At 73.3% G+C, this 24465-nt stretch carries 21 protein-coding genes and 1 pseudogene; 12 read left to right on the forward strand and 10 right to left on the reverse strand.

Features of this window, described 5'->3' with window-relative positions; translation table 11 throughout:
* Positions 1-7 precede the first annotated feature (7 nt).
* From ACSHWO_RS04685 to ACSHWO_RS04695, 3 genes are all read right to left on the reverse strand, one after another.
* Positions 8-1576, reverse strand: coding sequence for a PH domain-containing protein (locus ACSHWO_RS04685; RefSeq protein ID WP_438310151.1), 1569 nt, complete (start codon positions 1574-1576; stop codon positions 8-10).
* Positions 1573-2055: a PH domain-containing protein gene (locus ACSHWO_RS04690; protein ID WP_438310152.1), complete on the reverse strand. Its 483-nt coding sequence runs from the start codon at positions 2053-2055 to the stop codon at positions 1573-1575. Before ACSHWO_RS04690 ends, ACSHWO_RS04685 begins: the two co-directional genes overlap by 4 nt.
* Before the next feature lie 100 nt (positions 2056-2155).
* On the reverse strand, positions 2156-2695 hold the full coding sequence (locus ACSHWO_RS04695; protein ID WP_438310153.1) for a hypothetical protein: 540 nt from the start codon (positions 2693-2695) through the stop codon (positions 2156-2158).
* Between the two features lie 167 nt (positions 2696-2862).
* On the opposite strand from ACSHWO_RS04695, the gene ACSHWO_RS04700 reads away from it, so the two are divergent.
* The 7 genes from ACSHWO_RS04700 (at position 2863) to ACSHWO_RS04730 (ending at position 9822) form a co-directional block, all read left to right on the forward strand.
* Complete coding sequence (locus tag ACSHWO_RS04700; protein ID WP_438310154.1) at positions 2863-4191, forward strand: sensor histidine kinase; 1329 nt, start codon at positions 2863-2865, stop codon at positions 4189-4191.
* Positions 4184-4819, forward strand: a complete 636-nt coding sequence (locus tag ACSHWO_RS04705) for a response regulator transcription factor (RefSeq protein WP_361085875.1) — start codon at positions 4184-4186, stop codon at positions 4817-4819. Before ACSHWO_RS04700 ends, ACSHWO_RS04705 begins: the two co-directional genes overlap by 8 nt.
* A gap of 185 nt (positions 4820-5004) precedes the next feature.
* Entirely contained in the window at positions 5005-7431 is a 2427-nt protein-coding gene (locus tag ACSHWO_RS04710) for a nitrate- and nitrite sensing domain-containing protein (protein WP_438310155.1), read from the forward strand.
* Entirely contained in the window at positions 7428-7838 is a 411-nt protein-coding gene (locus ACSHWO_RS04715; protein WP_361085880.1) for a roadblock/LC7 domain-containing protein, read from the forward strand. The genes ACSHWO_RS04710 and ACSHWO_RS04715 overlap by 4 nt, the downstream gene beginning before the upstream one ends.
* Positions 7838-8353 carry a DUF742 domain-containing protein gene (locus tag ACSHWO_RS04720; protein ID WP_438310156.1) on the forward strand — a complete coding sequence of 172 codons (516 nt, stop codon included), beginning with the start codon at positions 7838-7840 and terminating at the stop codon, positions 8351-8353. The genes ACSHWO_RS04715 and ACSHWO_RS04720 overlap by 1 nt, the downstream gene beginning before the upstream one ends.
* A gap of 25 nt (positions 8354-8378) precedes the next feature.
* Positions 8379-8969 carry a GTP-binding protein gene (locus ACSHWO_RS04725; RefSeq protein ID WP_438310157.1) on the forward strand — a complete coding sequence of 197 codons (591 nt, stop codon included), beginning with the start codon at positions 8379-8381 and terminating at the stop codon, positions 8967-8969.
* A 118-nt stretch (positions 8970-9087) separates the two neighbouring features.
* Positions 9088-9822 carry a hypothetical protein gene (locus ACSHWO_RS04730; RefSeq protein ID WP_438310158.1) on the forward strand — a complete coding sequence of 245 codons (735 nt, stop codon included), beginning with the start codon at positions 9088-9090 and terminating at the stop codon, positions 9820-9822.
* Between the two features lie 86 nt (positions 9823-9908).
* On the opposite strand, the pseudogene ACSHWO_RS04735 reads toward ACSHWO_RS04730, so the two are convergent.
* Positions 9909-10310 (reverse strand): annotated as a pseudogene (locus ACSHWO_RS04735) (GNAT family N-acetyltransferase); the annotation flags it as partial.
* A 616-nt stretch (positions 10311-10926) separates the two neighbouring features.
* Between ACSHWO_RS04735 and ACSHWO_RS04740 the strand changes: the two are divergent.
* Positions 10927-11763 carry an alpha/beta fold hydrolase gene (locus ACSHWO_RS04740; protein ID WP_438310159.1) on the forward strand — a complete coding sequence of 279 codons (837 nt, stop codon included), beginning with the start codon at positions 10927-10929 and terminating at the stop codon, positions 11761-11763.
* Positions 11764-11794: 31 nt separating this feature from the next.
* On the opposite strand, the gene ACSHWO_RS04745 is transcribed toward ACSHWO_RS04740, so the two are convergent.
* The 5 genes from ACSHWO_RS04745 to ACSHWO_RS04765 all read right to left on the reverse strand — a co-directional run bounded on the left by ACSHWO_RS04745 (position 11795) and on the right by ACSHWO_RS04765 (position 16784).
* Positions 11795-12229, reverse strand: coding sequence for a hypothetical protein (locus ACSHWO_RS04745; protein WP_438310160.1), 435 nt, complete (start codon positions 12227-12229; stop codon positions 11795-11797).
* Positions 12230-12271: 42 nt separating this feature from the next.
* Positions 12272-14002 (reverse strand): aa3-type cytochrome oxidase subunit I, encoded by a 1731-nt coding sequence (gene ctaD, locus ACSHWO_RS04750; RefSeq protein WP_385804566.1) that lies wholly within the window; start codon positions 14000-14002, stop codon positions 12272-12274.
* Between the two features lie 216 nt (positions 14003-14218).
* Positions 14219-15463 (reverse strand): globin domain-containing protein, encoded by a 1245-nt coding sequence (locus tag ACSHWO_RS04755; protein ID WP_438310161.1) that lies wholly within the window; start codon positions 15461-15463, stop codon positions 14219-14221.
* A gap of 108 nt (positions 15464-15571) precedes the next feature.
* On the reverse strand, positions 15572-16225 hold the full coding sequence (locus tag ACSHWO_RS04760) for a vitamin K epoxide reductase family protein (protein ID WP_385804570.1): 654 nt from the start codon (positions 16223-16225) through the stop codon (positions 15572-15574).
* A complete protein-coding gene (locus ACSHWO_RS04765; protein ID WP_385804572.1) occupies positions 16206-16784 on the reverse strand; it encodes a hypothetical protein in 579 nt (192 codons plus the stop codon). Before ACSHWO_RS04765 ends, ACSHWO_RS04760 begins: the two co-directional genes overlap by 20 nt.
* Positions 16785-17211: 427 nt before the next feature.
* Between ACSHWO_RS04765 and ACSHWO_RS04770 the strand changes: the two genes are divergently transcribed.
* Together ACSHWO_RS04770 and ACSHWO_RS04775 are read left to right on the forward strand one after the other, a co-directional pair.
* Positions 17212-18384, forward strand: coding sequence for an agmatine deiminase family protein (locus tag ACSHWO_RS04770; RefSeq protein ID WP_438310162.1), 1173 nt, complete (start codon positions 17212-17214; stop codon positions 18382-18384).
* A 94-nt stretch (positions 18385-18478) separates the two neighbouring features.
* On the forward strand, positions 18479-20425 hold the full coding sequence (locus ACSHWO_RS04775) for a hypothetical protein (protein ID WP_438310163.1): 1947 nt from the start codon (positions 18479-18481) through the stop codon (positions 20423-20425).
* Here the strand turns inward: ACSHWO_RS04775 and ACSHWO_RS04780 are convergent.
* Positions 20406-22361 (reverse strand): copper resistance CopC/CopD family protein, encoded by a 1956-nt coding sequence (locus ACSHWO_RS04780; RefSeq protein WP_438310164.1) that lies wholly within the window; start codon positions 22359-22361, stop codon positions 20406-20408. The genes ACSHWO_RS04775 and ACSHWO_RS04780 overlap by 20 nt on opposite strands.
* Positions 22362-22926: 565 nt before the next feature.
* On the opposite strand from ACSHWO_RS04780, the gene ACSHWO_RS04785 reads away from it, so the two are divergent.
* Together ACSHWO_RS04785 and ACSHWO_RS04790 are read left to right on the forward strand one after the other, a co-directional pair.
* Positions 22927-24120, forward strand: a complete 1194-nt coding sequence (locus ACSHWO_RS04785; RefSeq protein WP_438310165.1) for a cytochrome P450 — start codon at positions 22927-22929, stop codon at positions 24118-24120.
* Positions 24117-24362 carry a ferredoxin gene (locus tag ACSHWO_RS04790; protein WP_438310166.1) on the forward strand — a complete coding sequence of 82 codons (246 nt, stop codon included), beginning with the start codon at positions 24117-24119 and terminating at the stop codon, positions 24360-24362. The genes ACSHWO_RS04785 and ACSHWO_RS04790 overlap by 4 nt, the downstream gene beginning before the upstream one ends.
* Positions 24363-24465: the final 103 nt, after the last annotated feature.

The raw sequence follows: 24465 nt of genomic DNA on the forward strand, positions 1-24465 counted from the left end.
CGGCGGTTCAGCGGGAGCCGGGGGCGTGGCGGCGGTGCTGTTCGAGGAAGGGGGCGAGCAGGCCGGGGACCGCCTCCTCGGCGAAGGCGAGGCCCTCCGGGACCGACACGTCACGGACCTTGTAGACGCCGCTGCCGGCGGCCGTGGCCGCGCCGAGGGTGAGCAGGCCCGCCCGGCGCTGGAAGAACGAGCGGGTGATGGACCAGCCGACGATGCCGTCCCGCTGGAGGGCGACGGTGCGGCGGTTGAAGGTACCCGCGCGGGTGACCAGGTAGTGGCCGTGGAGGGCGTGGCCGAGGCTCCGGTAGGCGTCGAGGGCGAAGGCCGCGCCGACCGCCAGCAGGGCCAGGCCGGTGATCCAGCCGGTGTGCACGAGCACCGGCGTGAGCCACAGCCCGGGGCCGATGAGGACCGCGGCGACCAGGGCCGCGTACATCAGGGCGCGGTTGAACCTGCGCCGCAGGGCGGCCCGGGGGTGCGGTACGAGCAGCGCCTCGGCCGTCGGGGAGGTGTCCTCGCCCAGGACGTCGGCCGCGATCCGCTGGGCCAGGGCCAGCGGTACGGCCGGGGTGAGCCGGCTGCGGCTGCTGTTCTCGTCCTCGTCGCCCAGGCCGCTGGCGACGGCCTTCAGGCGGGCGCCGCCGGCCCAGCGCAGCAGCAGCGGTTCGGCCACCTCGGCACCGCGCAGGCGCTGCTCCTCAATGCTGACGGAGCGGGTGATCAGCAGGCCGCGGCGGACGCGGAGCATGCCCGCCTCGGCGCGCTCCAGCCGGTAGCCGCCCCACCCTTCGATGAAGGTGACCGTCGATCCGACGATGCCGATCAGGACGATGACGACGAGGGTCACCAGGATGCCGAACCAGAGGGGCACCGAGCCGAAGCGGTCCGTGAGGTCCTTGACGATGCCGAGTTCCAGCGGGTCGATCTTCATCTCGTGCAGCGTGCGGTAGGTGCTCGCGACCGCGATGAAGACACCGCCGACGCCCCAGACCGTCAGCGGCGCGTACCGCAGCCACGCCCAGTCCAGTTCGGCCAGGGCGGCGTCGGCGTCGGCCCCGGCGGACGCGTGGCCGCGGCGGGCACGCCGCAGTTCGGTCAGGCGCCGGCTCAGTGCCGTCGCGTCGCTGACGCTGAGGCCGTCCAGGGAAAGGCCGCCGGTCTCGGAGCCGCCCTGCTCGCCGGTGCCGACCTTCAGGGAGGTGAGGCCGAAGATCCGGTGCAGGGGGTTGGCGGTCAGGTCGACGCTGCGGATGCGGTCGACGGGCACCGAGCGCTGGCTGCGGAAGAGCAGTCCCTTGTGGAGCTCCACCCGGTCCTCGGTGACCCGGTACCGGGTGGTGATGAGCCGCATGATGCTGATGCCGGCGATGACGAGGCAGGTGATGAAGAAGGAGGCGAGCGTGATCAGGGCCTGGAGGTTCAGCTCGCCGCCGGTGAGGACGGAGGTGGCCGCGAACATGGCCACCGGAGCGGCCATCACGCTCAGGTTGACGAGGACCAGGCGGGGGTTGAGCCGGCCCCAGCCGTCCTGCCCGGTGGTGTCGGCCGGGCTCTGCACCGAGGCGTCCCGGGTCACGTGGCGTCTCCCGGCACGACCTGGACGGACCGGGTCAGGTGTTCCACGAGCCCGGTGGCGTCCTGGTGGTCCAGCCCGTTGATCTTCACGGCGCCCGCGGAGGAGGCGCTCGTGACGGTGATCCCGGACAGCCCGAACATCTGCTGGAGCGGGCCGCGGAGCATGTCGACGGTCTGCACGCGGGACAGCGGGACCACGCGCCACCGCTGCCACAGCCAACCGGAGGCGGCGTAGACGGCGTCCTCCGTCATCTCCCAGCGGTGCACCCGGTAGCGCCAGACGGGCATGACCGCCATGTACAGGAGTCCGGGGACGAGCGTGCTGAGGAAGAGCCAGCCGAACACCGTCCGCGCCGGCGGGATGCAGAGGTAGAGCACACCGAAGACGAGCGGAAGCGGCAGGGCGAACAGCGACGACTGGAGGGTCCACCAGCCGATCGCACGGCTCTCGACCCGGTTGCGGGGCGGCCGGAGCCTCAATTCATGGTTTTCTAGCACTGCTTCACCCAAATTCCTGAAACGATCTCAAAACCTCGGCGGACATCGGTCGGGTCGGCGTTCGACCCGTATCGCACTGCTCTCAGTTCGCCCTCCCGTCCCCGTCCGCGAGCGGCGCGGTCGCGGCCCGTACGGCGCGCAGCCGCGACACCACGACCGCGGTCCTGGCCACCACCATCGACAGCGACATCACGGCGAGGGCACTCACCAGCACCTCGCTGCCGCTGAGCTGGAAGTCGGCGGTGAACCGGCTCATGCGTGCCCCGTACCAGTGCTCGCAGCCGTAGGCGAAGAGGATCTGGAGGCCCGTCAGGACGACCCAGACCACCGCGTGGCCGAAGCCCCCGGTGCTGCGGACGTCCCCCGCACGGTCCCGGTGGGCGGTGAGCTGGGAGGCCGCGACCAGCCCGCAGATGCCCCCCGTGCCGAGGGCGGCGAGGTGCAGCGAGGGGTCGTTGCCCTCGGTCGGAAAGGACCGCAGGCAGGCGCCGATGACGACGGCCGCCGCCAGTGCGGGGCCGGCGATCCGCGCGGCGGTGATCCGCCGGTTGCCGGAATCGGTCACGAGGATGACGGCCAGGATCGTCCCGCAGATGATGACTGCCGTCGTGAACTGACCCACCTGACCGGCCCCGCCCTTTCCGTACTCCCCCGGCATCCCGTGCGGCGGTTCTCCCTCCGCTGCTCCCACGGTAGGCGGGGGGTGCGGGCCGCCGGGACGACCGATCGGTGGGACCGGCTGTCAACCGGTCGACGGACAGCGTCAGCACGCGTGGTAGGACTGGTGACGTGCGCATACACACTCAGGAGGAGGACTCCCGGTCCCCCCGGACCCCACGGCCCGCACGGTCCCCGCTGGCGACCGCGCAGTACGGCCCCGAGTCGGGGAGCCGCTGGTTCGGGCTGTGGGACGGCTACTTCGCCGTCTCCTACCTCGTCACCGTCGCCCTGCTGTTCACGTCCGAAGAGGACCAGGTCCACCGGGCGTTCGCGATCGGTGCGCTGACCCTGATCGTGCCCTGGTACGCGGGTGTCGGCCGCCGACCCATGATCCTACGGACCAAGAGCCGGCGGAACATGGTCTTCTGCGCCGGGCTGTTCCTGCTGTTCGCCTCCTCCAGCACGCTCGACCTCGGGGGTTCCTTCGCGCTGTTCGCGGTGGTGCCCATGCTGATGATGAGCCTGCCGATGCCGTCCGCGATCGTGCTGGTCGTCCTGGCCAACCTGTGGCCGCTGATCGTGGTGTGGCTGCGGGGCGGGCAGTTCGACCCCCACATCATGTCGGTGCTGCCCATCTCGCTGCTGGGCATCGCCCTGTCGGTGCTGCTCGGGCTGTGGATCACGCGGGTGGTGCAGCAGAGCGCGGACCGGGCCGTGCTCATCGACGAGCTGCGGCTCAGCCGGGAGCGGGAGGCCCGGCTGTCGCACCAGGCCGGCATCTCGGCCGAGCGGGAGCGGCTGGCCCGGGAGATCCACGACACCCTGGCGCAGAGCCTGACCAGCATCATCAGCCTGGTGCAGGCGGCCGAGTCGGAGGTGGTGGCCAATCCGGAGCGGGCCCGCTCCCGGCTGGGGCTGGCCGGCCGGGTGGCCCAGGACAGCCTGGCGGAGGCGCGCACCTTCGTCTCCGCGCTCACTCCGCCGGCGCTGCGCGGGAGTTCCCTCGTGCAGGCCGTGCGCCGACAGGCCGACCTGCTGATGGAGGAGACGGAGCTGACGGTGCGGTGCACGGCCCGGGGTGCGGAGCAGCCGCTGCCGACGGCCGTCAGCGTGGTGCTGCTGCGCTCGGCGCAGGAGGCGTTCGCCAACGTCCGCAAGCACGCGCGGCACGCCCGTAGGGTGGAGGTGCTGGTGGCGTACGCGCCGGACGAGGTACGGCTCGTGGTCCGCGACGACGGCGCGGGCTTCGAGGCGGACGCCGTCCTGGCGGACGGGCCGCAGGACGGCCGCGACGGCCGGCAGGACGGCGGGCGGAACGGTTACGGGCTGCGCGGGATGCGGGCCCGGGTGGAGGAGATCGGCGGAATGGCAGAGGTCAGCAGCAGCCCGGGCACGGGCACGGTCGTCGAGGTGACGGTGCCTCTGGCCCCGGTGGTGCGGGAGTCGGCCGGTGAGTGAGCGCGAGCCGATCGGGGTGCTGCTCGTCGACGACCACCCGGTGGTCCGGGAGGGCCTGTCCGCGATGCTGGAGCTGGACGAGGGGATCCGGGTCCTCGGGCAGGCCGGGTCCGGTGAGGAAGCGGTGCCGCAGGCGGCCCGGTTGCAGCCGGACATCGTCCTGTTGGACCTGCGGATGGGCGGGATGGACGGGGTGACGGCGACCGGGCACATCCTGCGGGAGTCGCCGCGGACCAAGGTGGTCATCGTGACCACGTACGAGGACGACGCGGACATCCTGCGTGCTGTGGAGGCCGGTGCGGCGGGCTATCTGCTGAAGGGCAGTTCGCGCGAGGAGCTGGTGCACGCGGTGAAGGCGGCGGCGCGCGGCGAGACGGTGCTGACGCCGTCCTTGGCCCCGAAGCTGTTCCGGGCCGCGCGGGTGCCGGAGGCGCCGGTGCTGTCCGAACGGGAGTGCGAGGTGCTGCAACTGGTCCGACAGGGCCTGACCAACGCGGACATCGGGCGGCGGCTGTTCATCAGCGAGGCGACGGTGAAGACGCACCTGCTGCGCTCGTTCAAGAAGCTGTCGGTGTCGGACCGTACGGCGGCGGTGATCACGGCGCTGGAGCGGGGCCTGCTGTCCTGACCGGGGCACCCGCACATCGCGGTTGGGTTCCGATCAGGACTCCGGTTGGCAACGAATGCCCAGCTCATAGCACGTGTAGATAACGGATTCAACGTATCCGTTCGCGCCCCGTGGCTGGTTATGATCAGCGCGCTCCCGACTGGCTGTACCCCGTCTCCGCCCCTGTCCGGCCGACCCGAGGAACGATGTCTTCCACAGAACCCGAAGGCCCAGCAGCACCCGTGACGCCCCGGCAGCGGCAGCCTCGGCGGCGGACGGTGCGGCTGCGGACCCTGCTGATCTGGCTGGCGGTGGCCCCCACCGTGGCCATGGGGACCCAGACCGTCATGAACGCCGAGCGGCTGCTGGAGCAGTCCGCGCACCTGCGCGCCGACGTGGCGGCCAGCGAGGAGATCGGCATCCCGCTGTACACGCTCCTGGTCGACCTGCAGGCCGAGCGCACGGCGACCGCCGCCCGGTGGGCTGGCACCCCCGGCTCCGAGGAGGAGCTGCGGCAACGGCGCATGGCCACGGACCGGGCCGCGGCCAATCTCCGCCGGCTGGCCGCCGGATCGACCGCCTCCCTCGGGGACGTGACCCGGCGTCTCGGCGACCTGGCCGGGTACCGGGAGCGCGCGGACGTCCGCACCGGAACGCCCGACCGGCTGCTCGCCTCCTACACCGCGGCGATCAACGAGATCATCGGCGTGTACCAGCACGAGTTCAGCCACACCCAGGACGGCGAACTCACCCAGGTGAGCCGGCCGGTGGTGTCCATGCTCTCGGCCTCCGAGATGGTGGCGCGCGAGGACGCGGTGCTGGCCCTGGCGGGCCCCTCGAAGGAGCTCAGCTCCACCAGCTTCGACCAGTTCACCAGCTCCGTCGGCGCCCAGCGCTACCTGTACGAGACCTGGGTCGAGCCGTACCTGCCCCAGCGGGACCGGCAGTTCTACGAGCGGATCGTGTCCTCCCCGGACTGGCAGACGAAGGTCCGCATCGAGAACGCGATCATCCACGAGAACAAGGACACCGACACCGGCATCAAGCTGCCCTCCGAGGTCAACGGCTGGAGTGCGGCGCACAGCAACGTCTCGGTGCAGATGGCGACGCTCAACACCGACCGTGCGAAGGACGTCATCGCCCTGGGCGCGGCCAAGGCCGACGCCCTGCAGACCGAGGTCGCCTGGCTGGTCGGCGGGAGCGGTGCCGGCCTGCTGCTGGTCGTGACCGTCGTCGTGTTCACCACCCGGTCGGTGCTGCGCCGGCTGGACGGCCTGCACCGGCGTACGGTGGCGGTCGCCGAGCGCATCCTGCCGGACGTCGTGGCCCGGCTCGACAGCGGCCGTCCCGTGGACGAGTCCGCGCTGCCCCGCGTCACCGGCCACCGGGACGAGGTCGGGCGGATCAACGACGCGTTCGCCCGGGTCGTCGCCGTGTCCGTGGACGGGCACCGTCAGCTCGCCGCCGAGCGCCACGGCTTCGGCGCGTTCGCCTCGGGCATCGCCTCGCGCACCGGGAACCTGGTGAGCCGCCAGCTCGCCCTCACCGAGGACATCCAGGACTCCTTCGGCCACGACGAGGCCCTGCTCGCCCAGCTGATGCGGTCCGACCAGCTGACGGTGGGGATGCGCCGCCAGGTGGAGAACCTGCTCATCCTGTCGGACGGCGAGATCCCCGACCCGCACACGGAGCCGATGCGCATCGCGGACCTGCTGCGCGAAGCCGCCGCGGAGGTCGAGGACTTCCGGCGGATCGAGCGGCAGGCGCTGGACGAGGCCAGTGTGGAACCGCAGTTCATCAGCCAGATCAGCCACCTGCTGGCGGAGCTGCTGGACAACGCCACCCGGTTCTCCCCGCCCCGCTCCAAGGTGGTGATCCGCGCCGAACTGGTCGCCGACGGGGTGTCGGTGGAGGTCGAGGACCGCGGGCCGCGCGTGCCGGGCTCCCGCTACGAGGAGATGAACCAGCGCCTGCACACCGCCCCGCCGTACGCCGTCCTCGCCGAGAACGCGCACCGGCTCGGCCTGTTCGTGGTCGGGCACCTCGCCGACCAGCTCGGGGCCACGGTCACGCTGCGGCGCTCGGTGTACGGGGGCACCTCGGCGGTCGTGGTGCTGCCGGCGAAGCTCCTGGTCCCGGCGGCCGCCCCCGCGGCGGAGCCGGCCCGGGCGGACGCCTCCGCGCCCGGCGTGCCCGCTCCCGCCCGCCCGGAACCCGCACCGGGCCGCGCCCCCGACCTCGTACCCGCCACGGCCGCGGAGCCCGCGCCGGCTCCCGCGCCCGTACCGGTGCCGGCTGCCGTACCGGCATCCGCGACCGGTCCGCAGGCAGCCGACCCGGCCCCGCTGCCGACCTCCGCCGGGCTACCGAGCCGCCGCCGGCCGGAACCGCCGGCCACCCGCGACGGCGGCGGCGCTCCGCGCCCCGCCCTCCCCGAGCGGAACGCACGCCCCGCCCTCCCCGAGCGCGTCCCGCAGACCCATATGACGGAACGACTGCGCGGGCCGCGGGCACCCGAGACGGCGGTCGTCGCCCCGGACCCGGCCACGCCCGAAGAGGTGGCCGACGCGTGGGCGGACTATGAACACGGAACCCAGAAAGTGGAAGAAGAGCTCCGACAGGATCAGCCATGACGACGACACAGAACGACATGATCTACAGCGTCCTGGACAACAACCTGAGCAGGATCGCCGGCATCCAGGGCGCCGTGCTCCTGTCCAACGACGGGATCGGGCTCAGCGCCTACCTGCTCGAACGTGACCAGGCGGAGCGCATAGCCGCCGCCTGCTCCGGGATCGCCTCCACCATGAAGGCGATCTCCAGAGAGATCGACGGGGGCCGGGTGATCCGCCAGCTCGTCGAGATGGACGACCGCTACCTGTGCATCGTCGGGTGCGGGGAGGGCAGCACCCTCATCGTCGTGACCTCCCGCAAGGCCCGCCTGGGCGAACTGGGCGGCGAGGCCGTACGGACCGCCCAGGCGCTCGGCGAGTGGCTGGGCACGCCGGAGCGCGCGCAGGCGCAGCCTCCGGCCTCGTAATGCCGGACGACGTGACGGACCCGGCGGCGGACCCGGCGACGGGTGCGGCACCACGCGAGCCGTCGTCCTCGGCCGCGCCTGAAGGGTCGGCCGAGGACGACGGGCCCGAGCGGCGGGAAGGGCCTGACGGGTCCCCGGAGCCCGGGGGGCCGCTGCGGGAGCAGCGGCCCCGGGGCCGCCGGCGGACACGGCTGTACGCGCTCACCGACGGCCGTACCGCCGCCTCCTGCACCGTCCTCACCATGGACACAACGATCACGGCGGCGGTCACCGAGGACGCCTGGAGCGGGCTACCGAGCGAGTGGCGGGCCGTCCTGGCCATGTGCGTGCCGCCGGACGGGCGGGCGGTCGCCGAGATCGCGGCGCGGATGCACATCCGCCTCACCCCGATGACGATGCTGCTCGGCGAGCTCGCGGAGCGGGGGCTGATCCACCACCAGCCGCCCCTGGAGGGCGCCGAGACCACCAATGTCCACCTGCTCAGGAGAATCAGGGACAACCTTGCCCGGATATGACCAGCCTGCCCCGCAGGCGGCCGCCATGAAGATCCTCATCGCAGGAGGGTTCGGCGTCGGCAAGACCACCCTCGTCGAGACGATCTCCGAGATCGAACCGCTGCGCACGGAGGAGCGGCTCACCGCCGCGGGCGTGGGCGTCGACGACCTCGACGGCATCGAGTCCAAGGCCGTCACCACCGTCGCGATGGACTTCGGCCGGATCACGCTCACCGAAGCCGGGGTGGTGCTGTACCTGTTCGGCACGCCGGGCCAGGAGCGCTTCTGGTTCATGTGGGACGACCTGCTGAGCGGGGCGCTCGGCGCGATCGTCCTGGTCGACACCCGCCGCCTGGACCGCAGCTTCGCCGCCGTCGACTTCTTCGAGAGCCGCGGCCTGCCGTTCGTGGTGGGTGCCAACTGCTTCCACGGCGAACAGCCCTACACCGCCGAGGAGATCTCCGCGGCCCTTCGCCTGCGCAACCCCGACACCCCCGTGCTGATGCTCGACGCCCGCGAGCGCGACGACGTACGCGGTGTGCTGCTCGCCCTGCTGGACATGCTCATCGCCGCGGCGGCCGGCGCGTCCCCCGCTGCCGGCCCCGCCCTCCCGACGGCCGGGTCAGCGGTCCGCTGACCGGGCCGGCCCGCCGGCCCGCCCCGGTCCGCTCGGGCGGGCCCGGGGTTCGCGGGCCCGAACCCGCACGGTCGTTGCATAGGCTCGCTCATGCGCCCCATGCAACGAGGAGGACCCCATGAACCCCGCCGGGGAAGGGCTACAGCAGTTGGACGCGGTCAGCGTCCTCAACGCCAAGACGACGCTCGTCCAGCTCCTGCTCCGGGCGGGGGTGCACCCCGGTGACGCGGGGGAGCTGATCGGGCTCGTCGAGGCGGGCACGCTCGCCGTCGCGCACGAGCGGATCGGCGGGAGCGCGGGGACCGCCCCCACGGAGAAGGGCGAGCCGTACGCGTCCGGCTGGCTCGACGGCGCCCGCGCCGTCGCCGACGAGCTGGGCGACATCGCGGAGCGGACGCTGCGGGATGCCGTGGGCGCCGATGCCCCGGGGCGCGCCCTGGACGGGCGTCCCCCCGCCGGGCGGATGGAGCTGGAGCGGGCGAAGGTGGCCGTGCTGCCGCTCTACCTGTCGTTCACCACGGTCTCCGACCTCGATCCCGAGGTGTCCGAGCAGGTGCTCACCGCCGTACTCGGCACGATGAGCACCCGGGAGCGCACCGGGTACGCGGGCCGGCTGACACGGTTCGCCACCGCCCACCACGCGCGCCTGGAGCGGATGTACGCGCAGTACGGGCCCGGCAGCGCCATCGCCATCCACGGCCGCTACTCGCTGCTCCACTCCCCCACCAGCGTCGCCGTGCTGGAGCGCCTCCTCACCGTGGCGTCGGAGCTGCGGGAGGAGTGGGACGCCGCCGAGCTGCCGCCCGCCTGGCTCGAAGGGCTGACCACGGCCTGGGACGCGGCCGGTTCCTGAGCGCGGCCGGCCCCGGTGGCGTGGTGGACGTACTCCTGCCGGAGGCGGAAGCCGGCGTGCCAGGCGAGCAGGCGGCTGGGGCGGTGGTCGCGGGAGCAGGTCCAGCTGGGGGTGCGGCCGCGGTCGGCGATGTCCTCGCACAGGGCGTTGACGCAGGCCAGCGCGAGGTGCCGGCGCCGGTGCCCGGGCGCGGCGAAGACGGCGACGTCCTCGTAGCGGCTGCCCAGGACGTACGTACAGGCCAGCGCCAGGAGCCGGTCGTGGTGGAAGGCGCCCCGGGCGGCCCCGGAGCCCGCCAGGCCGTGCGGGCCGCCCCAGGTGCCGTGGATCCACTGCGCCTGCGGCCCCAGGGCCGCCAGCGCCTCCGCGTCCTCGGCGGTCAGCGGGCGGATCGTGACCCCGTGCGGCGGGCGGGCCGGACGCGCGGGCTCCTCGTGCACGTAGACCATGCGCTCCCACGGGTCCAGGCGGGTGAACGCCGCCCGCATCACGGGGACGAAGTGGGCGGGGGCTTCTACGTAGCCGGACGCCAGGGGGCGTACGTCCTGTGCCCGCAGGACTCCGGCGCGGCCGCGGAGCAGCGCGTGGCCGCCGCAGGCGACGGCGAGGACGCGCGGCTCGGCGGCACGGTCGGCGAACCAGCGGCCGTGGCCGGTGGCGAGCGCGTGCTCGGCGAGGGCGGGCACTCCGGGTGCTCCGGACGGGAAGCAGCGGGGCAGTTCGGCGGGGGCGGGAAGCTCGATCACGGCGGGTCACACCTCGGAACGGGCGGAAGGGAGGCCGGGGCGGCCCCCGAACGGGAGCCGCTCCGGCAGGGGAACCGCCGCGGGGAGGCCGAGGTCACGCCGACCGGCGCGCAATGCCGCCGGAGGTGCGTCGAGGCCGCACGCGCCGGCTCGTGCCCGCGGGCCGGCGGGTGCGCCGCTGTGCAGGACGCCCGTGTGACGGCGCACGCCGGCGTGACGGTGTGACGGCCCCTGACACGGGGCCCGGGCCGGCACGACCGGCCTCGGCCCGCCCGTCGGCCGCGCCGTGCGCAGGGATCCGGCATCCGTCGGCCGACAACGCCGGACAGGGGGAGGGCCGAGCGGCGATACTCTCCCGGTGACGTCGATCTACCGGAGTCGGCAGGGCGAAGCGGCCGTGCGCCGTTGGTGTCTGGACCGGCTCGACCGCTGGCAGCGGCCGCACGAGCGGGCCGAGTTCACCGCGGCCGGAGCCCGTACCCACGTGGTGACCGCGGGCTCCGGTCCGGTCACGGTCGTGCACGTCCCGGGCACGAACTTCAACGCCGCGGTCTCGCTCCCGCTCGCCGAGGCGCTGTGCGCGGCCGGGCACCGGGTCGTCCTGCCGGACGTTCCCGGGCAGCCCGGGCTCAGTTCGGGCGTGCGCGGACCGGGGAGCGGCCGGCTGTCCTGGTACGGGGAATGGCTGGGCGAGGTGCTCGACACGGTCGGGGGCGCGGGCGGGGAGGGGGCCGTCACCGTCATGGGGCACTCGTTCGGGGCGGCCATCGCCCTGTCCTGCCCCTCGCTGCGTGCGGAGCGGCTCGTCCTGCTCTCCCCCGGCGGCTTCGGGCGGCTGCGCCTGACGCCCCGCCTGCTGGCCGCGTCGGCCGCCTGGTACGTGTGTCCCGCCCCGGCCCGCAGTGCGCGGCTCTTGCGGGCCATGGGCGCTCCGGGCTACGTGCCCCGCCCCGACCTGGTGGAGTGGATGACGCTGGTCGCCCGGCACGCCCGGTCGAGCGGGGCGCCCGGGCTCGCCGAGGCCCGCCGGAGGGTCTCGTACCAGGTGGTCACGGGCGCCCACGACACCTTCCTGCCGCCGCGCCGGCTCGGCCCGGCGGTGCGGGCCCGGCTCGGCACCGGGCTCGACGTGGTGGCGGACGCCGGGCACCTCCTGGTCGAGGAACGCCCCGACCTGGTGGCCGCGCTGGTCTGACCGGCGCCCGCCACCCGGAGGTGCCGCGCCGTCACCGGCCGGCCAGGAGCACCGCAGCCGCCGCACCGGGCACGACGGTGGCCGCGGCCAGGGCCCAGGCGACCCCCGCGCGACCGGGCCGGCGGCGTCCCGCGGGGGCCCACTGCACGCAGCCCAGCGCGGCCCAGCGCCGGGCCGCTTCGCGCTGCTCCGCGCCGTGCTGGGCCCGGCCGTGGAGGAGCAGGGCGGCCGTCGCCGCGGCCCCCGTTCCCGCCACGACGGCGATGAGCGCCCCCGGCGCCGACGCCAGCAGCAGGGGGATGACGAGCGCCGCGGTGCCCCAGCCGGTCAGGCAGGCCGTGGCCGCGGTCCGGCGTGATGCGGGGCGGTCGGCGCCCGCCCGTACGTCCGCGATCGCGGGCACGTACCAGACACAACCCGCGGCGCACAGGACCGCGACGGCGAGTGCCGGAACTGCGTGGGACATGAGCACCTCTCCCTGGGAGTGCGTTGGCGGCCGGCCACCGGCTCAGTGGTGGGCGGGTTCGAGGGAGGCGATCTCCGGGTGGTGGAGGTCGAACGCCGGCGACTCGGACCGGATCCGCGGCAGGGAGGTGAAGTTGTGCCGCGGCGGCGGGCAGGAGGTCGCCCATTCGAGGGAACGGCCGTAGCCCCAGGGGTCGTCGACCTCGATCTTCTTGCCGTACTTGGCGGTCTTCCACACGTTGTAGAAGAACGGCAGGAGCGACAGCCCGAGCAGGAACGATCCTGCGGTGGAGAGGGTGTTGAGGGTGGTGAAGCCGTCGGCGGCGAGGTAGTCCGCGTACCGGCGCGGCATGCCCTCGGCACCCAGCCAGTGCTGGACGAGGAAGGTGAGGTGGAAGCCCGCCGTGAGGGTCCAGAAGGTGATCTTGCCGAGGCGCTCGTCCAGCATCCGGCCGGTGAACTTGGGCCACCAGAAGTGGAAGCCGGCGAACATCGCGTACACGACGGTGCCGAAGACGGTGTAGTGGAAGTGCGCGACCACGAAGTACGAGTCGGAGAGCTGGAAGTCCATCGGGGGCGAGGCCAGGATGACGCCGGTCAGCCCGCCGAAGACGAAGGTGACGAGGAAGCCGACCGTCCACAGCATCGGCGTCTCGAAGGACAGCGAGCCCTTCCACATGGTGCCGATCCAGTTGAAGAACTTCACGCCGGTCGGGACCGCGATCAGGAAGGTCATGAAGGAGAAGAACGGCAGCAGCACACCGCCGGTGACGTACATGTGGTGCGCCCACACGGTCACGGAGAGGCCGGCGATCGCGATGGTGGCGGCGATCAGGCCTATGTAGCCGAACATCGGCTTGCGGGAGAAGACCGGGACGACCTCGCTGACGATGCCGAAGAACGGCAGCGCCAGGATGTACACCTCGGGATGGCCGAAGAACCAGAACAGGTGCTGCCACAGCAGGGCACCGCCGTTGGCGGCGTCGAAGACGTGGGAGCCGAACTTGCGGTCGCATTCGAGGGCGAAGAGGGCCGCGGCCAGCACCGGGAAGACCATCAGGACCAGCAGCGCCGTGAGGAGCACGTTCCAGGTGAAGATCGGCATCCGGAACATCGTCATGCCCGGGGCCCGCATGCACAGGATCGTGGTGATGAAGTTGACGGCGCCCGCGATGGAGCCGAAGCCGGACAGCGCCACACCCATGATCCACATGTCGGCGCCGAGCCCCGGCGAGTGCACCGAGTCCGACAGCGGCGCGTAGAGGAACCAGCCGAAGTCGGCGGCGCCACCGGGAGTGAGGAAGCCGAAGGCCGCGATGAGCGACCCGAACAGGAACAGCCAGAAGGACAGCATGTTCAGCCGCGGGAACGCCACGTCCGGCGCGCCGATCTGGAGCGGCATGATCCAGTTGGCGAACCCGGTGAACAGCGGCATCGCGAACATCAGCAGCATGATCGAACCGTGCATGGTGAACGCCTGGTTGAACTGCTCGTTCGACATGATCTGCGTGCCCGGGCGCGCCAGCTCGGCCCGCATCATCAGCGCCATCACGCCGCCGATGATGAAGAACGCGAACGCGCTCACGAGGTACATCGTGCCGATCCGCTTGTGGTCGGTGGTCGTCAGCCAGTCGACCCACGAGGCCCGCTGCGCCGGCCCGTTCCCTGCTCCGGATCCGACGGCCGCTCCGGTTCCGGATCCGGGAGACGCCGACGTCCCTCGAACGGTCTCCGGCTCCGCGCTCGCCGCCTGCTTCTTCCCTGTCACGTCCACCGGACGCCGCCCTCCCTGTAGCTGTACCCATGGCGAACCGGGAGGTGCCGTACGTACGGGGAAACGGCACCGCCCGGCCGCCGCCCCATGATCGGTGCGGGGGGCAGGGGACCGGCAGGGCCGAACAGTCCCTGCGTCCCCTGCCCGATCAGGGACGTATGGCCCCCGCCGAGTGCCGTCCGGCACCGCCGGAACCGGCCGTGGGCAGCGGATACTTCATGCGGGGCGCCCGGGATCGTGGCGGATCCGGTCGGCGGGCACGTCCAGGGCGACCAGCCGCTCCACCGTCGCCGCCACCATCGCGGGCGGCCCACTGACGTAGGCCAGGTGCCCGGACCAGTCGCCGCCCCGGGAGACCGCCTCCACCACCGCACCGCGGTCGGCGGCGGCAGCGCCCTCCCCGATCACGGGGACCACGCGCAGCCACGGGCAGCGGTCCTCCAGCCCCGCCAGGGCCGGCGTGTCGTACAGGTCGTCGAGCGTGCCGGCCCCGAGGTACAGGTGGGTCCGGCGCGGTCGGGGCCCGCGCGCCAGCTCCTCCAGCAGCGACTTGGCGGTGGCCCAGCCGGTGTCCGCAGCGACGACCAGCACGTCCCGGTCGGGTGCGCCGTCCACGGTCATGGTCCCCTGGGCGGGCCCGATGCGCAGCGGGTCACCGGTGCCGGTGCGCGCCACGAGCGCCTCGCCCACGTCCCCGGGGCCGGTGCGGCGGACGTGGAACTCCAGCTCGCCGTCGGGGCGGGGCGCACAGGCGAGGGAGTAGGGCCGCCAGGCGTGCGGCAGGAGCGGCGTCTGGAGCTGGGCGTACTGCCCGGCCCGGTACGGGTACGGCTCGGCGGTGCGGACGTGGAGCACGGCGAGGTCCGGGCCGCAGAGCCGGTGCCCGGTCACCACCGCGTTCCAGTAGGGCGGTTCGGCCAGGGCCTGTTCGGCGCCGGCGACCATGGCCGCGACCGCGAACCGCAGCATCCGCAGCCACGCCTGTTCGAGGGCGTCGTTCCATCGCCCGCCGGCGTACCCGCGCAGCGCCTCGACGAGGGAGGCCTCGAAGACCTCGTAGTGGACCGGTCGCACGCCCAGCTTGCGGTGGTCGCGGCCGAGCCGGGAGCAGAAGGCGGCCAGTTCCTGCGGCTGGTGCAGGTGGTCGACGAGGTACCGGAGCGCCCTCTCCAGGTGGGCGCGCTGGAACGCCATCGAGTCGGGGAACAGGCCGCGGAGGTAGGGGTGGTGCGCGAACATCGCGTCGTAGAGGCGGTCGATGAGCTCCCCCGAGGGGCTCACCAGGGGCAGGTGCAGGGCGATCAGCCGTTGGTCCGCCGCCGCGCCGTCGTAGGAGCCGGGGCCGAGCGCGGCGGGCTGCCGGGCGGGGGCCATGAGCTGCCGGCGCAGCCGCATGGCGTCCTGCCGTGCCAGGAGCGCGTGGTACCTGTCGTAGGTGTCGTGGGTGTCGTGCTGGTTCACGTCGTGTGCTTCTTCCGGTTGTGCTTGCCTCCTTGCCGTCGCGTTCCGCGGGCGGTGGCCGGCAGGCCCTCGCCGTGCACCCTCCGTGCGCCGCCGACCGGCGTAACGTCACAGCAGGCTCGCCCAGTAGGGCCAGAAGCGGGTGGCGACGAGCAGCACGACGACCCCGTACCAGGTGGCCGGCAGCACCCAGTGGAACTCCTGCACCCCGCTGACGAGCGCGCGCGGGGCGCGGATGACGCCGTGCCGGAGGTTGTGCACCGTCGTGTACCAGAACATGGCGATGGTGGCCGCCCATGCCAGGCAGCACCACAGGCACAGGGCACCGATCTCGTACAGCGCCTGGCTCATCAGCCACATGCAGAAGCCGGCGCCCAGGAGGGTCCCGAGGTTGAGCCCGGCCCAGAACCACCGGCGGTAGCGGGCACCGGCGAGCAGGCCGCACCCGACCGCGACGACGACCGCGTACGCGACGAGGCCGATCAGCGGGTTGGGGAAACCGAACACGGACGCCTGCCCGCTGCGCATCACGTCGGCGCAGGAGATCACCGGGCTGAGGTTGCACGAGGGGACGAAGTCCGGGTCCCGGAGCAGCTCGAACTTGTCGAGGGTGATCACGAACGAGGCGAGGATCCCGGCCGCGCCGGTGACGACGAGCAGCCAGGCGAGGGCGCGTCCCGCGCCGATCGGGCCGGGCCGGTCGCCGCCGCCCGCCGGGCGGCTCTGCGCGTCCGCCGGGCGGTCAAGCAGGGTGCCGGACACGGCCGCCCTCCCGTCGTGCCGGTGTACCGATCGGAGCGCGCCCCACCGCGGGGAGGTACGGGGGGTGCGGGGGATGCGGGAGGTGCCGGACGGGGGCCTGGGCGCGGCTCGCGCCCTCGGGCCAGACGACGTCCACGGGAATGCCGCGGGCCCTGGCGTAGGCCACCAGGTGCGCGGTGGCGTCCCGGCCGTCGGACGGCGAACCGTCCCACACGGCCAGCAGCCGGCTGCTGCCGCGGACCATGCGCTCGTCGGCGCCGATGCAGGCCTCGCGGCCGTCCGGGTCGAAGTCCAGCAGGCGCACCCGGTCGGTGAGCAGCAGCAGTTCGCCGGCGGCGGCGCGGTCGTGCCGGGGCAGCGGGGCGGACACCGCCCCGTCGGCCGGGAGCAGCAGCACCAGCCTCCGGCCCGACGCGCGCACGGCCCGTCCGATCACCACCGGCAGCCCCGCAGCCGCACGGACCACCACCGTGGCGCTGCCCGCCCAGCGCTCCAGCCACGCCCGCACCTCGGGCTCCACCCGTTCGAGCGTCTCCGGGGACAGATCGGCATGGCCCACCGCCGCGATCATCCGTCCGCTCGCTTCCCCGCCATACGGCGCCCTCCACTCGTCCCGCATGTGATCGGGTCCGCCCGCCGTCATCGACGGGCGGACCCGCATCACGAGTGAACACGCGGCAGCGCCGGAGCCGAAAGGGCCCGAACGTCCCCCGGCCCTTCGTACCGGGGGCCGAACGTCCCTGGTCGGCCGCCCGCTACGGGACGGGCTGCTGCGCGGGACGCCATTTGACTGAAAATTCAGTCAGTGCCAGAGTGGCGGCACGCGGCCGTTCCGCCCTCCTGCTGGACGGCCGATCGCGGGATCGGCGCGCACCCTTGCCGTAGGAGCCCGGAGGCCCTCGGCCTGCGGACCTCGGACCTCGTCGCGCCCCCGCGCCCGCCCCGGCCGGACGACCGCGTCCCGCCGGTCCACGATCGGAGTCCCCGTGTCGAACCCGCCCCCCACGCGCCGGACCAGCCTCCGCACCCTCGCCGGGCTCGGAGCCCTCGCCCTGGGCACCGCGGCCTGCGGCCGCGCCGAGGCCGCCCTGCGGTCCGGCACCCCGACCGGGTCCGCCTCGTCGGCGTCCGGCGGCGGCCCGAGGCGCCGGCTCGGCGCCGAGTGGGAGAGCCACACCCGTACGTTCATGTCCTGGCCCGCCCTCGCCAAGGGGGTGTGGGAGGAGGACCTGCGCCACGTCCGCGAGGACATCGCCCGCATCGCCCGCGCCGTCGGGGAGTACGAGGCGGTGGTCGTGATGGCCCGCCCCGACCAGGTGGCGGCCGCGCAGCGGGCGTGCGGCTCCCAGGTCGAGGTCGTCCCGCTGGCCGTGGACGACCTGTGGGCCCGCGACACCGTCCCCGTCTTCGCCGAGGAGGAGGGCGGCGGGGTCACCGGCGTCGACTTCAACTTCAACGGCTGGGGCGGCAAGCAGGTGCACGCCCACGACGCCAAGGTGGCGAGCGCCCTGCTGCAGCAGTACCGGATCCCCCGGGTGCAGGCACCGCTGGTCGCGGAGGGCGGTTCCTTCGAGCCCGACGGCGAGGGCACCCTGCTGATCACCGAGAGCTCGATCGTCAACGACAACCGCAACCGGGGTAAGTCGCGTGACACCGTCGAGGCCGAGCTCAAGCGGACGCTGGGCGTCGAGAAGGTGATCTGGCTGGCCGGCGTGCGCGGCGAGGACATCACCGATGCCCACGTCGACAGCCTCGTACGGTTCACCGGGCCGGGAGTGGTCCTGCTGGACCGCGCCCACCCGAGCACCCCGCCGGACTCCTGGTCCCGCTCCGCCGACCAGGCGAAGTCCGTCCTGTCGAAGGCGACGGACGCCCGCGGACGGCGCTTCGAGGTCATCGACCTCCCACAGCCCGACCTGAACCGGATCACGGGCCGCGGCGACGACTTCGTCTCCACCTACGCCAACTTCTACATCGCCAACGACGCCGTGTTCATGCCCCGGTTCGGCGACCGCAGGGCCGACGACCGCGCCCGCGGCATCCTGCAGGAGCACTTCCCGAAGCGCGACGTCGTCCCGGTCCCCATCGACACGATCGCCTCGGGCGGCGGCGGCATCCACTGCTCCACCCACGACCAGCCCGGCAAGCCGGCCGCCTGACGCACCCCCTCCCCCGCACCGCCGGCCGTCGCGCTGTCAGACCCGCGTGGTGCACTGTTCCTGATCGCGAGAACGACGAGGGGAGGGGTGGTCCGTGGGAGCCCGGCCGTACGACGCACCGTGCGAGGAAGTCCACCAGGCGGCGGTGGCCGCCGTCGACCTGTTGCGCAGCCTGGCTGCCGAGCGGTGCGGGGGTGCCGCCCCTCCGCTGCCCGCCGACGCCGAGGTCGTGCGCTTCCTGGGGCGTACGCACCCGAACCGGTACCCCAAGTCCGTCGGCCGCCCCGAGTGGCTGGCCGAGGCGTGGCGCCGCTCCGGCCTGCCGACGGACGAGAACGCGCCCCGCCCGGCGTCCCCGGCGGCCGACGGAGCGGCGGCGCTGGAACTGCTGCGGCAGGACGTCGCGGACGGCGATCCCGCACCGCACCGCCGCTCGGCCCACCTCCACGGGCTGTCGGCGGCCTACGCGGCGGGGACGCTGCGGGCCGCCGACATCGTCGGGGCGTTCCCGGCGCGCTGGTCGATGCAGCTCCGGCCGCTGTCCGACCGCGACGCGGCGGGCCCCGCCTTCGAGCGCGAACTGCGCGCGCACCTGACGACCGCTCTGGGGACGGACCCGGCCGCCTGGCTGGGGCTGCTCACCACCGCCGACGCACTGTGCCGGCCGGCCGGCAGGGACCCTGACCGGCTGCTCAGTTGGCCGGCGCTGGTGCAGCGTTCCCGGGACACGGCGGCGGTCGCGCCCGCCCGGCTGCTGCCCGACCGCGCGCCGACCGGCCGGAAGGTCCAGGACCAGCTGTCCCGCGCACTGTGGTGGTGGCCCACGGGCGAGGTCCTGCGGCGGTGCGACGCCGACGTCCTGGACGCCCTGATGCCCGAACTGCCGCCGGAAACGGGCACGCTGCTGGCGCAGTACGTCGTCGCGGCACGCCGCGGCACCCCCTCAGCCGTGCTAGAGCACCTCCTGCGCAGCCGGAACCAGGAGGCCCTCCTGGTGATCGCCCGCGGCATCGACCTGACCCGGGGCACCGCGCTGCGGCTCCTGGAACACGGCGATCCGGAGATCCACCTCGCCGTCCTGGACCTCCACTTCTCCATCTGCGCCGAGGAACGCCGCGCGGCCGTCACCGACCCGTCGGTCCCGCTCGCACCGTACGTCGACCGCATTCCGTGGAACGCGCTCCCCGACTGCCTGCACGCCGTCGAACCGGAGCTCGTCGAAGCGGCGTTCGCCAGCAGCCACCTGTCCACGTTCAAAATGCCCGAGCAGCTGACGGGCTGCCTCAACCTGCTGCGGCACGCAGGCCCGGCCCGGCTGTCGGCACTGCTCGCCACCGGTCGGGTGAGCCCGGCGGTCACCCGTATCTGTGAGAAGGCGCTGACCGCAGCCGACCCGCTCGCGGCCCTCAGCGCCCGAGTGGACAAGGAGCTCACCACGCAGAAGCTGGCCTCGCGCCTGCGCCGCCTCGGCCCGCAGGCCGGCGCGGATGCCGCCGACCGGTTGATGGAGCTCTTCCCGAACGCCGACTGGGATCACCTGGAAGCCGAGCACGCCCGCGAGCCGTTCCGGTACTGGCCCCAGATGGTCAACCGGCCGGGCACACCGCCCGCCGTCGCGGCCCGCCACATCGACGCGATACGCCGCGACTACCGCAGCCACCGTTCCTACGCGGAGGTCTGGATCACCGACAAGGCCGCGCTGCGCGCCGGGCTGGGCTACCGCGCCGACCACGAGAAGGCCACCGGACACCTCGACGACCTGCTCACGAAGGGGCTCATCACCCCCGACGACCTGCTGCGGCACGTGGGCCAGGCCCCGTGCGTACTGCGCCGCCTCGGCGACGACCGGCTCCGGCCGGACGCCCCTCCACAGATCGCGGAAGCCGTGGAGGAACTCAGGGCGCTGGTCCGCACGCACCTGCCGGTGGACGACGGGGCGGCCTGGCAGCGGCTGTACCGGCGGCTGGCGGGCCTCGACCCGCAGCTCCCGGAGCGGGGCACGGTCGAGGAACTCCTGACCGTCACCGCGGCGGCGACGTGATCCGGACGGTCCCGCTGACGGTGACCTGGTCGATTTCCGTGGTGCGCACCGTGACGTTCAGGGTCCACTCCCCGGGCATGGGCAGCCGCAGGTCATAGGCGGCCCAGTAGCCCTTCTGGTTCTTGAGCCCGGCGTCGATCGGACCGATGTCCAGCTCTTCCCGGGTGAGCGTCAGGCGGAGTTCGGGAACGGTGGCGAGGCCTCCGTCCGCGGTGTACACCACGGCTTCGACGGTGTTCTCGCCGACCCGTCCCGGCCCCAGGGTGATCTGGACCGTGCCCTGGCGGTGGGCGGTCCCCATGTCGAAGGGGACCGTCACCACCTTCACCTGCGGCCCCTGCGCCGCGGCCGCGGCCACGGCGCTGTCGGCGGCGGCGCGGCTGGGCTGGGTACCGGTGAGCAGGGTCGTGATCGCCAGGACCACGGCGCTGAGCGCGGCCTCGACGGCCACCGTGCGGCGCAGGCGGCGCTGGTGTCCGTCGGCCTCGGAGCGGGGCGGCTCGGTACCGGGCGGCTCGGTACCGCCGTCCGCATCGCCCCTGCCGCCCGTACGGGGTGTGCTGCTGACGAGGTCCACTGCCCCGGGGGAAGCCGACGCGCCGGCCATCTGTGCGACCTTGGCCCGCTCGGGCGCGGGGCCGGGCGCGGCCTCGGGCACCGGCGCCGGCTCCGCGGTCGTGGCTCCCGCGTGGACGAGGCGGGCGGTCCAACGGCGCGAGAACGAGGCCACCCACAGCACGAGGACCACGGCGGCGATCTTCACGGTGAGGATCCTCCCGTAGGACGTGGTGGACAGTGCCTCCCAGGAGCCGACCTGACGCCAGGACTGGTACACCCCCGTACCGACGAGAACGGCGACGGCGGTGAAGGCCAGGGTCGAGAAGCGCCCGATCGCCGACGCCGGGACCGGGCCGCTGCCGGAGGCCCCCCGGCCCCCGAGGACGACCACCAGCGTGACCAGTCCGCCCAGCCAGACCCCCATGGCCAGCAGGTGCAGTACGGCGGCGGGTACGGCCAGCGGCACCTGGATGCCGGCGGAGGCGTGCTCGGCGCCGGCCCAGGTGAACGCCAGCCCCAGCGCGAACAGAGCCGCGGCCGCCCGGACACGGGGCCCGACCTCCTGCGGCTGCGCCCAGCCGCCCGGGCCCCGGAGCCGCACGGCCGACCACCTCAGCAGCACCGCGGCCCCGGCGAGCAGCACGAGCCGGGCGATGAGCGCTCCCCCGGGCCTCCCGGTGACGGTGCGGCCCAGCTGGGACGGGTCGAGCACCGACGTCAGCGGCCCGGCCGATGCGTACGGGCCGCGCAGCAGCAACAGCGCCACGGTGGACACCACCAGGGCCGCCCACCCGATGACCAGCAGCCTGCGCACCGCACGGACGGCCCCCGCGGTGGGCCAGCACAGCAGGACGAACGCGGCGGCGCCGATGAGGAGGGCGAGCCCGCTGTAGGCGACGTAGCGGAACAGGCCGTACAGGCGGCCGGCTGCCGTGTCGTCCGGGGAGCCGGTGGGCCTCCCGGCGGCGGTCCCTGACGGCTTGCCGATGGAGAAGGAGAACGCGCCGGAGATCGGGTGGCCGTCGGCGGAGACGACCCGCCAGGCCACCGTGTAGGTGCCCTGGGGGAGCTCGCCGGACAGCTCCACCCGGCCGGTGTTGTCCTTACCGTCCACGTGCTGCGCCGGGCGGGGGTTCACGCGCTCGTTGTCCGGCGACAGCACTCTGAGCGAGTTCTCGGAGAGGCCGACCGATTCGGTGAAGGTGAGCGTGACCTGCTTCGGCGCCGTCTGGAGGACGGCGGCGTCGGCGGGGTCGGAGCCACTGAGACCGGCGTGCGCGCATGCCGGGGTGGCCCCGCCGAGGAGCAGGGCGAACGTGGCGGCGACCAGGGCCAGGACGGTCAGCGACCTCCTGGCCGGAGGCGATCCGGTGTGCATGACCAGGCAGTCTCGGCGGTGACGGTCACCGACGGAGCCGGTTGCGCAACTTCCGCTAAAGAGCGGTGCAGAAGGCCCTGCCGCGGACACTCGTGCGGTATGAAGGGAGTGCGGGCAGCCGGGGTGCGGCTGCCCGTCCAAACCTTTCCGAGGCGCAGGACACCTGCGCCGCCCCCTCCCCGGCCGCGGCCCCGGCTCCGGAACCGTCACGTGAGGAGGGGGCGCCGGCGGTCGGCGGACTCCCGCATGTCGTGGATGACCCGTTCCAGGAACGACCCGCCCCCGACCAGCCGCTCCCGGCGGGCTGCCCGGCCCGAACGCCTCCGCCGCCGCCATCGCGGCCCGCGCCGTTTCGAGCGACGCCAGCCCGATGATCCACGGCATGCCGCCCGGATTGCTTTCGCCTTCATTCATTGCAATGCGACGTTGCGTTCGATCGCAGCCCATTGCATCAATTCGCCGTGTCTGACCTGGGGTTACACGTCAGCACGATTGACGAGGTCCTGAACGCAACGTAGCTTTCGAGATACGTCAAACACGTCATATCGCGAGACGAGGAATGGTCATGAGCGAATCCGTCCACACCGTCACCGCGCTGCCGACGGAGCGTCAGCGCGGTTGCCCCTTCGATCCGCCGGGACAGCTGACCGACGCCCGGCGGCAGGGCCCCATCAGCCGCTTCACCCACCCGGGCGGGAAGCCCGGGTGGCTGATCACCGGGTACGACCTGGTCCGGTCGGTCCTGGCCGACCCCCGGTTCAGCTCGCGCAAGGAGCTGATGAACGTCGTCGACTTCGAGCTCCCTCCGGCGCCGCCCGGCGAGTTCCTCCTCATGGACGAGCCGCAGCACAGCCGCTACCGCAAGCCCCTGGTGGGCAAGTTCACCGTGCGGCGGATGCGGCTGCTGACCGAGCGCATCGAGCAGATCACGGCCGAGTGCCTGGACGCCATGGAGCAGGCCGGGCCGACGGCTGACCTGGTGACGGCGTTCGCCAAGCCCATCCCCACCATCGTGATCTGCGAGATCCTGGGCGTGCCGTACGAGGACCGCGCTTCCTTCCAGGAGCAGATCGACACCTTCATGGGCGGGGAGGTGAGCGACGAGGAGCTGATCGCCGCCTACACCGCGACCCAGGAGTACCTCGCGCAGCTGGTGGCGACCAAGCGCGCGAATCCCACCGACGACGTCCTCAGCGAGCTCACCGACAGCGATCTGACCGATGAGGAGCTGAAGGGGATCAGCCTCATCCTGCTGGCGGCCGGCTTCGACACCACCGCCAACATGCTGTCCCTCGGCACCTTCGCGCTGCTGCAGAACCCGGAGCAACTGGCCGCGCTGCGCGCCGACCCCGCGCTCACCGACGGGGCGGTGGAGGAACTGCTGCGGTACCTGAGCGTCGCCAAGACGTTCCACAGGACGGCTCTGGAGGACGTCGAGGTGGGCGGCCAGACCGTCGAGGCCGGTACGACGGTCGTCCTGTCGTTCCACACCGCCAACCGCGACCCCGACCGCTTCACCGACGCCGACGTGCTCGACGTCCGCCGGCCGTACGACGGGCACCTGGCCTTCAGCCACGGCATCCACCAGTGCCTGGGCCAGCAACTGGCCCGTATCGAGATGCGGGTGGCGTTCCGCGCCCTGATCGACCGCTTCCCCACCCTGCGCCTGGCCGTACCGGCCGACGAGGTCCGCCTGCGCCCGGAGACGGCGGACATCTTCGGCGTGAAGAGCCTCCCGGTCACCTGGGACGAGAAATGAGCACGACCCGCCTGAGCATCGACCGAGAGCGCTGCATCGGCGCCGGGATGTGCGCCATGACCTCCCCCGAGGTCTTCGACCAGGACCCCGAGGACGGTCTCGTGCTCCTGCTGCACGCGGAACCGGCCGCCGCGCAGCTCGCGTCCGCGCGGATGGCTGCCGGCGTCTGCCCCTCCGGGGCGATCACCCTCGACGAGCCGGAAACCGGCGGCCCCGCGGAAGGCCACCAGCTCTCCCGCTGAGCGGGATCGGTCGAGCCCGGAGAGCGGCTCCATCAAGGGGGAATCGCCAGCTTCCTGCCGGGCTGCGCACGGGCTGCGTCAGGCCGCCGTCCAGAGCGTGGCA

This window comes from Streptomyces pallidus (ex Mingjun et al. 2026), assembly GCF_051550185.1.
Taxonomy (GTDB): Bacteria; Actinomycetota; Actinomycetes; order Streptomycetales; family Streptomycetaceae; genus Streptomyces.

Excerpts from the sequence above, each read along its gene's own strand:
- ACSHWO_RS04745 (WP_438310160.1), bottom strand. The coding sequence starts at position 12,229 with ATGTCCCACGCAGTTCCGGCACTCGCCGTCGCGGTCCTGTGCGCCGCG.
- ACSHWO_RS04780 (WP_438310164.1), bottom strand. The coding sequence starts at position 22,361 with ATGCACACCGGATCGCCTCCGGCCAGGAGGTCGCTGACCGTCCTGGCC.
- ACSHWO_RS04710 (WP_438310155.1), top strand. The coding sequence starts at position 5,005 with ATGTCTTCCACAGAACCCGAAGGCCCAGCAGCACCCGTGACGCCCCGG.
- ACSHWO_RS04720 (WP_438310156.1), top strand. The coding sequence starts at position 7,838 with ATGCCGGACGACGTGACGGACCCGGCGGCGGACCCGGCGACGGGTGCG.
- ACSHWO_RS04725 (WP_438310157.1), top strand. The coding sequence starts at position 8,379 with ATGAAGATCCTCATCGCAGGAGGGTTCGGCGTCGGCAAGACCACCCTC.
- ACSHWO_RS04785 (WP_438310165.1), top strand. The coding sequence starts at position 22,927 with ATGAGCGAATCCGTCCACACCGTCACCGCGCTGCCGACGGAGCGTCAG.
- ACSHWO_RS04730 (WP_438310158.1), top strand. The coding sequence starts at position 9,088 with ATGAACCCCGCCGGGGAAGGGCTACAGCAGTTGGACGCGGTCAGCGTC.
- ACSHWO_RS04790 (WP_438310166.1), top strand. The coding sequence starts at position 24,117 with ATGAGCACGACCCGCCTGAGCATCGACCGAGAGCGCTGCATCGGCGCC.
- ACSHWO_RS04715 (WP_361085880.1), top strand. The coding sequence starts at position 7,428 with ATGACGACGACACAGAACGACATGATCTACAGCGTCCTGGACAACAAC.